At 46.0% G+C, this 11,667-nt stretch carries 10 protein-coding genes; 4 read left to right on the top strand and 6 right to left on the bottom strand.

What is annotated here, in order from left to right; all coding sequences use genetic code 11:
* Window positions 1-189: 189 nt before the first annotated feature.
* Entirely contained in the window at window positions 190-3,561 is a 3,372-nt protein-coding gene (gene mfd, locus VN105_RS03030; RefSeq protein ID WP_325637789.1) for a transcription-repair coupling factor, read from the bottom strand.
* 166 nt (window positions 3,562-3,727) lie between these two features.
* On the opposite strand from mfd, the gene VN105_RS03025 reads away from it, so the two are divergent.
* Entirely contained in the window at window positions 3,728-4,447 is a 720-nt protein-coding gene (locus VN105_RS03025) for a ferredoxin--NADP reductase (protein WP_325637787.1), read from the top strand.
* Between the two features lie 178 nt (window positions 4,448-4,625).
* Here VN105_RS03025 and VN105_RS03020 read toward each other — a convergent pair whose 3' ends face one another.
* The 4 genes from VN105_RS03020 to dtd all read right to left on the bottom strand — a co-directional run bounded on the left by VN105_RS03020 (window position 4,626) and on the right by dtd (window position 7,927).
* On the bottom strand, window positions 4,626-6,053 hold the full coding sequence (locus VN105_RS03020; protein WP_325637785.1) for a glycine--tRNA ligase: 1,428 nt from the start codon (window positions 6,051-6,053) through the stop codon (window positions 4,626-4,628).
* 69 nt (window positions 6,054-6,122) lie between these two features.
* Entirely contained in the window at window positions 6,123-7,064 is a 942-nt protein-coding gene (locus VN105_RS03015; RefSeq protein WP_325637783.1) for a YihY/virulence factor BrkB family protein, read from the bottom strand.
* 43 nt (window positions 7,065-7,107) lie between these two features.
* Complete coding sequence (locus tag VN105_RS03010) at window positions 7,108-7,437, bottom strand: nucleotide pyrophosphohydrolase (protein ID WP_325637781.1); 330 nt, start codon at window positions 7,435-7,437, stop codon at window positions 7,108-7,110.
* 37 nt (window positions 7,438-7,474) lie between these two features.
* A complete protein-coding gene (gene dtd / locus VN105_RS03005; protein WP_325637779.1) occupies window positions 7,475-7,927 on the bottom strand; it encodes a D-aminoacyl-tRNA deacylase in 453 nt (150 codons plus the stop codon).
* A 304-nt stretch (window positions 7,928-8,231) separates the two neighbouring features.
* Here dtd and VN105_RS03000 point away from each other — a divergent pair, with 304 nt between their 5' ends.
* From VN105_RS03000 to VN105_RS02990, 3 genes are all read left to right on the top strand, one after another.
* Entirely contained in the window at window positions 8,232-8,486 is a 255-nt protein-coding gene (locus tag VN105_RS03000; protein WP_325637777.1) for a hypothetical protein, read from the top strand.
* Window positions 8,487-8,908: 422 nt separating this feature from the next.
* Window positions 8,909-9,307, top strand: a complete 399-nt coding sequence (arfB, locus tag VN105_RS02995) for an alternative ribosome rescue aminoacyl-tRNA hydrolase ArfB (RefSeq protein ID WP_414647221.1) — start codon at window positions 8,909-8,911, stop codon at window positions 9,305-9,307.
* A 105-nt stretch (window positions 9,308-9,412) separates the two neighbouring features.
* Window positions 9,413-10,948, top strand: a complete 1,536-nt coding sequence (locus tag VN105_RS02990) for a polysaccharide biosynthesis C-terminal domain-containing protein (RefSeq protein ID WP_325637775.1) — start codon at window positions 9,413-9,415, stop codon at window positions 10,946-10,948.
* Window position 10,949: 1 nt separating this feature from the next.
* Here the strand turns inward: VN105_RS02990 and VN105_RS02985 are convergent, their stop codons facing one another.
* Complete coding sequence (locus tag VN105_RS02985) at window positions 10,950-11,591, bottom strand: MBL fold metallo-hydrolase (RefSeq protein WP_325637773.1); 642 nt, start codon at window positions 11,589-11,591, stop codon at window positions 10,950-10,952.
* Between the last annotated feature and the right edge of the window lie 76 nt (window positions 11,592-11,667).

Raw genomic sequence — 11,667 nt, 5'->3', positions numbered from 1 at the left:
GTGTCGAAGTTTTCTATTGTTAAAAAATTTGTGTTTGTTGTTATTTATGCCCTCATGATGCAGGGTTTAAAAGTGTTTCCACAAAAGGGGTTTTATAAAATTTTGTTAATGCAATAGTTACAGAAATAGAATTATACATTTCATATTAACTATGAAACGATTACAAAGGAATTATGTTACAGGGAAGAATTATTTCCGGCTATCTGTCATCGCTTTCAGGAAGTCGTACAGGTCGTTCATATGGCGGATGCGTGATGCTACCAGCATAAAGTTTTTACCTACCTGTTTCAGTTTGGCGTTGTTGGTACGGGTTTGTATATACGTTAATATATGATTGAACGTAGGGGATTCAAAATAAGGGGAATCAGGGTTATTGATAAAATAGCAGCGCAGGTTTTCTTCTTTCAGCATCATTTTTTCGAAGCCGAGCTGTATGGCCATCCAGCGGCAGCGGATAGCAGTGAGCAGGTCTTTCACCGGCTCCGGCATAGGACCGAAGCGGTCTATCATATCATTGGCGAAAGCCTGTAATTTGCCTTCTTCCGTGATATTATCCAGCTCCTGGTAAAGGTTCAGTCTTTCCTGGATGCTTTCAATATAAGTATCGGGAATGAGTATTTCCAGGTCTGTATCGATGGTACAGTCGCTCACGAAATCCTTCTTTTCTTCCAGCTGATCTTTAAACAGGTCGCGAAATTCATTTTGTTTCAGTTCGCGGATGGCTTCATCCAGGATCTTCTGGTACATGTCGAAGCCTATTTCCGCCATGAAGCCACTTTGTTCGCCGCCCAGCAGGTTACCGGCGCCGCGGATATCAAGGTCGCGCATAGCGATCTGGAAACCGCTGCCCAGTTCACTATGTTGTTCCAGTGTTTGCAGGCGTTTACGGCTATCGGATGGCAGGGTGCTCATAGGCGGCGCCAGCAGGTAACAGAAGGCTTTTTTATTACTGCGTCCTACGCGGCCGCGCAGCTGATGCAGGTCGCTGAGCCCGAAATGATGGGCGTTATTAATGATGATGGTATTGGCATTGGGAATATCCACGCCGCTTTCCACGATATTGGTGCATACCAGCACATCATATTTGCGGTCAATAAAATCGAGGATCACTTCTTCCAGCTGGTGTCCTTCCAGTTGTCCGTGTGCCGTAGCAATAGACAGGTCCGGGCAGAGCCCCTGGATCAGGCCGGCCATTTCTTTTAAGCCTTTCACCCTGTTGTGAATGAAATATACCTGTCCGCCTCTTTCTGCTTCATAGTAAATGGCTTCGCGGATCAGGTCCTGGTTAAACACCTGTACTTCCGTTTCAATGGCCTGGCGGTTAGGCGGCGGCGTATTGATAACGGAAAGGTCGCGCGCACCCATTAATGAAAACTGCAGCGTACGCGGTATAGGCGTTGCCGTTAGGGTGAGCGTATCTACGTTATGTTTTATCTGTTTCAGTTTTTCTTTGGCAGAAACACCGAATTTTTGTTCTTCATCCACCACCAGCACACCGAGGTCTTTAAACTTCACTTCCTTGCCCAGTAAGGCGTGCGTGCCAATAATGATATCTATTTTTCCTTCTTCAAGGCGTTTAAGCGTTTCCTTTTTTTCTTTGGAAGATTTGAACCTGTTGAGATAGTCAACGGTGCAGGGGAAGTCTTTCAGACGATCTGCAAATGTTTTATAGTGCTGGAATGCCAGGATGGTGGTAGGCACCAGCACGGCCGCCTGTTTACCATCTACAATAGATTTAAACGCTGCCCGGATGGCTACTTCTGTTTTACCAAAGCCTACATCTCCGCATACGAGTCTGTCCATCGGTGCAGGCGATTCCATATCGCGTTTCACATCGGCGGTAGCTTTACTCTGGTCAGGCGTATCTTCATAAATGAAAGACGCTTCCAGTTCTGTTTGCAGATAGGTATCGGGGGTATGTGCAAAGCCTTGCTGGGCTTTACGTACCGCATACAGTTGTATAAGGTCTTTTGCAATATCTTTTACCTGCGTTTTGGCTTTCTCCTTCAGCTTATCCCAGGCATCGCTGCCCAGTTTATTTACTTTAGGTTCTACGCCTTCTTTGCCGGTGTATTTACTGATCTTATGCAGGGAGTTGATATTTACATACAACAGGTCGTTGTTTTTGTAAATGATGCGGATGGCTTCCTGCATTTTGCCACCCACTTCAATTTTCTGCAGTCCGCTGTACATTCCTACACCGTGATCAATATGTGTTACAAAATCGCCGGCCTGCAGCTCCCGCAAGGTTTTCATGGTAATCGCCTTATTCTTGTTGTAGGCTTGTTTTACCTTGTATTTGTGGAAGCGCTGGAAGATCTGGTGATCGGTATAACATGCCAGTTTCAGCGAGTGATCAATGAACCCGCTGCTGATAGCAACGGGGATGGGGAAGAATACAAAATCTGCTTTGAGATCCTCGAATATACTGCGTAAACGCTCCAGCTGACGCGGGTTGTCTGAGAATATAAAGAGGGAGTATTTATTGCTGTTATGTTTTCCGAGATCTTTGATCAGCAGGTCGAACTGCCGGTTAAATACGGGTTGTTCCTGTGTATCGAAAGTAATGAGCTGCGGCTGGTAACCGTTGTCTGTGAGCCAGTCTTTGTTACCAAATACAATGGTGGGCTTTTGCAGCAATTGTTCCAGTAAAGGTGTGGCTTTTACAAAGTCGTCTTCCTTCAGCGTCATTTCTTCATCTTCATCTACCTTTACTTTCTGACCGGTTTGCAGGAAGTCGTCCAGCCGTTGTTCCATTTGCTCAATCACGCCTTTTACGTAGGAAGGATCTTTCATCCATACCACGGTGTTGGCAGGCAGGAATTGGGTAAGCGGCGTTTTGCTATGATCTGCCGCGTGGGTGTCCATGTTGGCAATCAGGGTTACCTGTGTGAGCTTCCGTTCGCTAAGTTGCGACTCGGGGTCAAACAGGCGGATAGAGTCTATATCTTCCCCGAATAATTCGATACGGTAAGGTTTTTCATTACCAAACGAATAGATATCCAGGATGCCTCCCCTTACTGCGTACTGGCCGGGCTCATATACAAAATCGGTAGCATGAAAGCCCCAGCCGATGAGTTGTTCCAGCAGCGGATCTACCTTTAGTACATCGCCTACTTTCAGCTGCACCATATTGGCGCTGAAAGCCTGGTTGCCAGCCACTTTTTCCCAGAGGGCTTCGGGGTAGGTGACCAGTATTTTTTTCCTTACCGCATCCCCGGAAAATTTCATGAGCGCTTCTGTGCGCAGCATGCTGTGGCTGCTGTTGATTTCATGAAACTGGCCAGCTTTCTTAAAGGAATCCGGGAAATAAAAAATATCCAGTGCCTGGCTGAGTTGTTCCAGGTCGTTATGGAAATAGGCTGCCTCCTCTTTATCGTTTAAGATAAAAAGATGGTTCGCATCTGCTTGCGCCCAGGTGCTCACTGCCACAAAGTTTATTGCACTTCCACTAATGGAGGAAAGCTGAAAGTATTGTGGGGTGGGTAATTGTATCCCCTTCACCAGCGACTGCAGGCGCGGATCACGTTGAAATAGTTGTAATACAGCCTGTAAATTCATGAAGAATGCAAAGGTACGAAGATTTACCGATTTTGAAATTTGATAACTGAAGAATATTTAGCGGCAACCGCCCCCGTTTGTCATGATAAATAAAATAAATAAGAAAATATCTCCATAGCAGAATCCCAAATTTTCACTATATTCAATAAGACCAAACTCAACTTCCATGCTGGACCTATGGCATACCGGAATCGTAACTAAGTTGGTGGACGAAACCCATAATACGCGCCGTTTTTGGATACAGGTACCGGACATGGAACGGTTTGATTTTAAACCGGGACAATTCGTCACCCTGGATCTTCCTATCCACGAGAAAAAGAACAAACGCTGGCGTAGCTATTCCATTGCCTCCCACCCGGACGGCACCAATATCATTGAGCTGGTGATCGTTTTACTGGAAGGCGGATTGGGAAGCACCTACCTGTTCAATGAAATAAAGGAGGGGAGCGAGCTGCTGCTGCGCGGGCCGCAGGGCGTTTTCGTACTGCCGGAGCAGTTAGATAAGGAATTGTTCCTGATTTGCACGGGTACGGGTATTGCACCGTTCCGGTCCATGGCTAATTATATTCATCTGCATGGGGTTCCCCATGCGCCTATTCATCTTATTTTTGGGGTCCGTTACCAGCACGACCTGTTGTATGCTGCTGAAATGCAGCAACTGGCGGCCTCCCTGCCGGATTTCAATTACATACCTACTCTATCAAGAGAAGAAAACTGGGGCGGCAAAAAGGGTTATGTACACAATGTTTACGAGGAGCTGTTGCAGGAGAAACGCCCGGCTAATTTCTTTCTTTGCGGCTGGAAAGCCATGATTGATGAGGCTAAACAGCGGATCCAGGCCATGGGGTACGACCGGCATGATATACACCAGGAATTATATGGGTAAAGTATGCTCCCTTTCCCCGCATTATTAAACTGCTGCTGCGTAACAGGGAAATCCTCATTACAATGATCCGGCTCGGGGTTTATATTAAGTGACAGGATTTGTCAACAATATTTGGGAAAATAAAAAGGCTGCAACCCTTATAAAATATAATGGTTGCAGCCTTGTCTGTTAAATGCAATTAAAGGATTTTGCTTAACACCAGCGCTTTCACTTCGCTCAGCGGGATACGTTCCTGCTCCATGCTATCACGATGACGGATGGTAACAGTGCCATCTTCTTTGGTCTGGTGATCAATGGTAACGCAGAATGGTGTACCAATAGCGTCCTGGCGGCGGTAGCGTTTACCGATGGCATCCTTTTCTTCATAGAAGCAATAGAATGCGTGTTTACAATCATCCATCAGCTCCCTGGCGAGTTCCGGTAAACCATCTTTCTTGGTAAGCGGGAAAATAGCCAGTTTAACCGGCGCCAGTTTAGCTGGCAGGCGAAGTACTACGCGGCTATCCTGTTTCTCCGGTGTGCTCAGATCCTCTTCCGCATAAGCATTACAGATCGTTAACAGGAACATACGATCCAGGCCGATAGAAGTTTCTATCACGTAAGGAACATAGTTCTGGTTGATTTCTGTATCGAAATACTGCATTTTTTTCTTGCTGTATTCCTGATGTTGTTTCAGATCGAAATCAGTACGGGAGTGGATACCTTCCACTTCCTTAAATCCGAACGGAAATTCATATTCAATATCCACGGCGGCATCTGCGTAGTGCGCCAATTTAATGTGGTTTTTGAACTGGTATTTCGCAGGATCGGTGCCGAGGCTCAGGTGCCACTGCATACGCTCTTCTTTCCATTTCTCATACCATTCCTGCTGGGTGCCGGGGCGAACAAAGAACTGCATTTCCATCTGCTCAAACTCACGCATACGGAAAATAAACTGCCGGGCCACAATCTCATTCCTGAAGGCTTTACCGATTTGTGCAATACCAAACGGCACTTTCATCCTGCCGGTTTTCTGCACGTTCAGGAAGTTGACGAAGATACCCTGGGCCGTTTCAGGGCGCAGGTAAATTTCGCTGGCTTCATCGGTCACACTGCCCAGTTGTGTGGAGAACATCAGGTTAAACTGGCGTACATCTGTCCAGTTGGAAGTGCCGCTTATGGCACATTTTATTTTGTTGCTTTCTATGAGTGCTTTGAGGCCTGCGAAGTCGTTTTCCTTCAGCAGCTCATCCATCTGTGCCAGGAGGGCATTGCCGGCTTCGGTGGGTAATGTTTCTGCATAACCTTCAATGAGGTGATCAACGCGGTAGCGTTTATTACTATCCTTGTTATCGATCATCGGGTCGCTGAAATTATCCACATGTCCGGATGCTTTCCAGGTAGTAGGATGCATGAAGATGGCGGCATCGATCCCCACGATATTTTCGTGCAACTGGGTCATGCTTTTCCACCAATAATCCTTAATGTTTTTCTTCAGTTCCGAACCGTACTGACCGTAGTCATATACAGCGCTGAGCCCATCGTAAATTTCGCTGGACTGAAAAACAAAACCATATTCTTTACAATGCGATATGATCGCCTGGAATTTATTCTGATCTGTAGACATAGTGGCGCAAAGATAAAGGCCAATTTTGAAAATACGTATGCGATTATTAAATAATCTATAATATTTTGACTACCCTTCCTGAACGGCTTCCGGCTCGTGGGGCACTTCAATTTGTTTGATCCAAACGGCGTAGTCATTAGGGTAAATCTGTTCACCGAAATACTGCACATAATTGCGGGTAAATACGGCCCCAAAATAGAGGATAGCTGCGGAATAGTATACCCATAACAATATGATAACGATAGAGCCGGCAGCGCCGTAAGTGGAGCTTACCTTGCTGGCGCCGAGATAATAACCAATGGCAAACTTGCCGATCATAAAAAGGATGGCAGTAGCCATAGCGCCCACCCGTACATCCTTCCACTTGATCCTGGCATCCGGCAGTACTTTGAAGATGATGGCAAATAAAGTGGTAATTACCAGGAAGGGTACTACAAAGTCGGCCAGGGAAAAAAGAATACTTGATGTAACCCTGCCCGGAAGCAGGCTCACCACCAGCGAAGAAAATAATTCCACCAAACCGTTAATGGCTAAGGATACCAGCAGGATGAATCCCAGGCTCACCACCAGCGAAAAAGACAATAACCTGTTCAGTATCATCCGCAGCAGCCCATTTTTCTTGGGCTTGGATTTCAGTCGCCAGATGTGGTTAATAGAGTCCTGTATTTCCGCAAACACCCCGGTGGCGCCTATAATCAGCGTAATAAACCCTACTATAGTAGCCCAGCTCATATCGCCCGAGAGGGAAGCGTTTTTAATCATGGCCTGGATCTGTATGGCGGCTTCATTGCCTACCAGCCCCCTGATTTGCCCGTAGATATTGCCTTCTATGGCGTCTCTCCCCAGGAACAGGTCGCACAGGAAGATAATAATGATCAGCATAGGAGCTACCGAGAATATGGTATAATAGGCCAGTGCGGCGCTGAGCTTCATCACTTTATCATCAATAAAATCGCTACCGGATTGCTTCAGCACCTGCCAGAAGACCTTCAGCTTGCTCTTTTTTTTCATAGCAGCATTTTAGTAACAGCAAACAAAAAGTGTGCAGGCTGTATTATGATTTCAGTTTAGGGTTGTTATGATGCCGTTGCGCATCACGGATATTTTTCTTGTCAAAATTCTTTTCCAGGGCAACCGTCATATCGATACCGGTTTGATTGGCGATGCAAAGCAGTACCCACATCACATCCGCCAGTTCATCTGCCAGCAGTTTTTTATTATCGCTTTCTTTTGATGACTGGTCGCCATACTTGCGGGCCATGATACGAGCCACTTCTCCCACTTCTTCCGTGAGGATAGCCATATTGGTGAGCTCACTGAAATAGCGTACACCAGTGGTGTTGATCCAGTTATCAATTTTTTCCTGGGCTTCCTGAATGGTCATGGATTAGTTTTTATTTATTAAAGATAACAGATTGCTCTTATTCCCGGTTATGTGTGTCGATGATAATAGTGACCGGGCCATCGTTCAACAGTGATACTTTCATATCGGCGCCAAAAATTCCCCGTTGAATAACGGTGCCCATGTCCTGCTCCAGCTGTACTATCATTTTTTCATACAGGGGAATGGCTACATCGGGCTTACTGGCACGAATATACGAAGGGCGGTTGCCCTTTTTCGTGGAAGCGTGCAAGGTAAACTGGCTTACCAGTAAAAGATCACCATGAATATCTTTAACAGACAAGTTCATTACTCCCTCCCCATCATTAAAGATCCGGAGATTCACTATTTTGGCGCTCAGCCAGCGGATGTCTTCCTCTGTATCAATATCTTCTATGCCCAGCAGCACCAGCAGACCTTGCTGGATTTCACCGGTTACAGCTCCGTCTACCGTAACTGCCGCTGAACTTACACGTTGTATGACTACTCTCATAGGTTTTCGTTTAACGCCGGAAATTTAAGGCAAATCGTTTGTATCTGTAACATATCCGGGCTGATTACGTTTAACAGGCACCAAAATCATTACACGCTATGGTCCGTATTTACTTCCTTTTAATTGCCGGTTTGTTTTTATTCGCCGCCTGTAAAGATGCTTCAGAGAAGAGCCCCTGTGAAGGTATTATGTGCGATTATATGGCACCTATCTGTAAATTCAGACTGGTGGCGCCCGGAACAGGCCATGATCTTGTGTATGGCCCGTATGCACGTATACCGCTGGAGACAGTATCAGCATCCGGATGAAAGATACCACCATTCAAGTGAAGCAGGTGATAGATACGCCCAATAATACAGCGCTGTTATACTTTTCTGTATTTGGGCCTCAGTCTTTACGCATAGGCCGGCCTGATAAAGCCACCCTGGACAAACTGAATTTCCTGACAAGATCAGTTGGCTGCTGTGGTATTGAAATATATAGTTTGCAGTTAAATGATAACCCTGTTGCCGTATCGAAGGACAGCAACAATGTTTACCTGATCCCGTATAATTTATAATACCTGGAGGCCGCATGGATGCAGGCAGGTGCTGTTAAACAGTGAAAACGAGGTCATTCCCCGTAGTTTTAAGATGCTTTAAGTCTTGCATGGATGAAGGAAGCCTGCTGCCTAATAGTAAAAACAACGCTATTCAAGTAGTTTTAAGATGTTTTAAGTCTTGCATGGAGGCAGGAAGTCCGCTTTCTAACAGTAAAAACAACGCTATTCCACGTAGTTTTAAGATGCTTTAAGTCTTGCATGAATGCAGGAAGCCCGCTACCTGACAGTAAAAACAACGCTATTCCACGTAATTTTAAGATGCTTTAAGTCTTGCATGAATGCAGGAAGCCCGCTGCCTAACAGTAAAAACAACGCTATTCCCTCTAGTTTTAATAAATTGCCCTTCCTAAAGCATCTTTTATATTATAAATTAAGATAAAATGAATATTAATGTGGCCCCTGAAATCACATTCCGTACCGCCCGCAGCGGCGGCAGCGGCGGGCAAAATGTGAATAAGGTGGAAACCATGGTGGAAGGTTACTTTGATGTAATGGCTTCTGCGTTGTTAACCCAGGAGCAAAAAACAGTGCTGTCGGAGAAGTTGTCGAACCGCATCAATGCAGACGGTTTGCTCCAGGTAAAGTCCCAAACGGAACGTACCCAACTGGGCAACAAGCAGGAAGTGATCTCCAAAATGAATGAACTGATCAGCAAAGCGCTCATTCCCCGTAAAAAAAGAGTACCTACCCGGCCATCCAAAGCTGCGCGGGAGAAAAGGATGGAATCTAAGAAAAGGCAGTCCGACAAGAAGCAGCAAAGAAGGGGTGGATTTGAATAGGCTACCTGCGGAAAAACCGTGCTGCAGCTATTATGCGCCCGTTTCTTCCATTAATCCGCAATTCGTAATCCGTAATTCGTAATTTGCGTCAAAATATTTTGGGAATTGAGTATCAAGAACCTGGCAGGACAAACGGTATTTTACGGATTAAGTAATATAGTGAGCAAACTGCTCAACTATTTCCTTACCCCCTTTTATCTGACTATCTTAACCCGTGCATCTTTCGGGGAGATGTCCAACGTATACGCCTATATCCCGTTTGCCAATATTGTGCTCACCTATGGTATGGAAACGGCTTTCTTCCGTTTTGCAAAAAAGGAGAATCAGGCGCATGTGCTGGGCACTTCCACCATTTCCCTGTTACTTTCTACCGTCAGCATCACCATTTTGCTGTTGCTGCTGCGGTCGCCGGTCATTAATTCCTATGCCGGGGAACTGGCGGGGCTCAACGGACATCCTACTTATTACACTTACGTGGTGCTCCTGATGGGCATTGATGCGCTCACAGCCATTCCTTTTGCGCAGTTGCGGCTGGAAGGACGGCCTGTGAAATATGCCGCCATTCGTATAGCCGGTATAGTTACTACTATCTTTTTCAATATTTTCTTCCTGGTGATCTGCCCCAAACTGTATGCAGCGGGGCATCACTGGCTGCCAGACCTACAAAGCGGCAGCGACCAGACGGGCTATATTTACCTGAGCAATATGCTGGGCAGCGCGCTTACGCTGGTGCTATTCCTGCCACAGATCCGTAAAATAGAATGGAAGTTCGATGCCAGGTTATGGAAACAAATGATGCATTACGCGCTTCCGCTGATCATAGTGGGTATGGCCGGCATGGTGAATGAAACATTCGACAGGGCCTGGTTTTTACCCCAGTTCCTCCCCGGCGATGACATGGAAGCAAAAAAGGAGATCATTGCCCTTTACAGCGCCAACTATAAGCTGGCTATCCTGATCACCATGTTCATACAGGCATTCCGGTTAGGTGCGGAGCCTTTTTTCTTTAAGCAGGCGGAAAGCGGCGATCCGAGGAAAATGTATGCCCGGATCATGAAGCTGTTTGTGATCATGCTTTGCTTTATGTTCCTGTTTGTAAGTCTTTACCTGAATATATGGAAAGCATTCCTGCGGGTGCCTTTCTATTACCAGGGCATGCGTATTGTGCCCGTATTGCTGCTGGCCAACATGTTCCTGGGTATTTATTACAACCTTACTATCTGGTTTAAGCTCACAGACCGCACCAAAACAGGCGCGGTGATCACTATCATCACTGCCGTGCTGGCCTTCCTGCTGAACTACTGGTGGATACCGGTAATGGGGTATTATGGCGCTGCACTGGCCACCATGGTATGCTACTTTATACAGATGGTGATTTGCTATGTACTGGGGCAGAAGTATTACCCGATCCCTTACCATCTCCCCAAATTAATTACTTACATGGGGCTGGCTACCGGCATTTACTTCCTGTTCAGCTGGCTCAATGCAGTGGTGCTGTCGCCTAAAGATATTTACGCCCTTAAGCCCCTTCCCCTCGCAGTGGCAACGGTTCTTTTTGCGGCCTATGCCTGGTTTATTTTCCGTATGGAGAAGAAGGAGTTTGCCCGGTTACCGGTGATCGGGAAGTTTATTAAAGTGTAAACTACTCTACCAGGAAAGGATTGTGTTTTTTCTCAAAACCAATAGTGGTGGCGGGCCCGTGGCCTGGGAATACCCTCACCTCATCCGGTAATACAAACAACTGTTCCCGGATACTTTTCAGCAGGGTAGCATGATTACCGCCCGGGAGATCTGTACGGCCAATGCTCTGGTAAAACAAAACATCGCCGCCGATCACGAAATGCTGGCCGGGGCAATAAAAGGCTACGCTCCCCGGAGAATGGCCAGGAGTAAACAATATCGTTAATTCATCGGTACCGAAAAGGATCTTTTCCCCTTCCACCAGGTAGCGGCCTGCCTCAGGGGAGGGATCAAAGGGAATATTATACATCCCTGCCGCCCGCTGGGAATTGTCCAGTACCGGCTGTTCCAGCTCATGAAACTCCGGGCGCACTTTATACGTATCTGATACCAGTTTATTACCGAATATATGATCAAAGTGGCAGTGTGTATTCAATAATCTTATAACATTTAACCCCTGCGTTTGTATATATTGTAATAATTCTTTTCTTTCGTCCTGAAAATAACACCCTGGGTCTATAATTATACATTCCTTTTTTCCGTTAATAAGCAGGAAAGTGTTTTCTTGTAAGGGACCAAAAGTGAATTGTTGTATTTCAATCATTGTAACCCGATTTTTTTAGGCTAATTTTAAAACAGATCACAATATTATCAATACTTTCTGTATGAACAGATTTATT

This window comes from Chitinophaga sp. (genome assembly GCF_035564935.1).
GTDB lineage: Bacteria > Bacteroidota > Bacteroidia > Chitinophagales > Chitinophagaceae > Chitinophaga.
Note: the sequence above shows the minus strand (reverse complement) of the source record. Positions and strands in the feature narration are given on the sequence as shown.

Bases quoted from the DNA above. Each gene is read 5' to 3' on its own strand.
- dtd (WP_325637779.1), bottom strand. From the start codon at position 7,927: ATGAGAGTAGTCATACAACGTGTAAGTTCAGCGGCAGTTACGGTAGAC.
- mfd (WP_325637789.1), bottom strand. From the start codon at position 3,561: ATGAATTTACAGGCTGTATTACAACTATTTCAACGTGATCCGCGCCTG.
- VN105_RS03010 (WP_325637781.1), bottom strand. From the start codon at position 7,437: ATGACCATTCAGGAAGCCCAGGAAAAAATTGATAACTGGATCAACACC.
- VN105_RS03020 (WP_325637785.1), bottom strand. From the start codon at position 6,053: ATGTCTACAGATCAGAATAAATTCCAGGCGATCATATCGCATTGTAAA.
- VN105_RS03000 (WP_325637777.1), top strand. From the start codon at position 8,232: ATGAAAGATACCACCATTCAAGTGAAGCAGGTGATAGATACGCCCAAT.
- VN105_RS03025 (WP_325637787.1), top strand. From the start codon at position 3,728: ATGCTGGACCTATGGCATACCGGAATCGTAACTAAGTTGGTGGACGAA.
- VN105_RS03015 (WP_325637783.1), bottom strand. From the start codon at position 7,064: ATGAAAAAAAAGAGCAAGCTGAAGGTCTTCTGGCAGGTGCTGAAGCAA.
- VN105_RS02985 (WP_325637773.1), bottom strand. From the start codon at position 11,591: ATGATTGAAATACAACAATTCACTTTTGGTCCCTTACAAGAAAACACT.
- arfB (WP_414647221.1), top strand. From the start codon at position 8,909: ATGAATATTAATGTGGCCCCTGAAATCACATTCCGTACCGCCCGCAGC.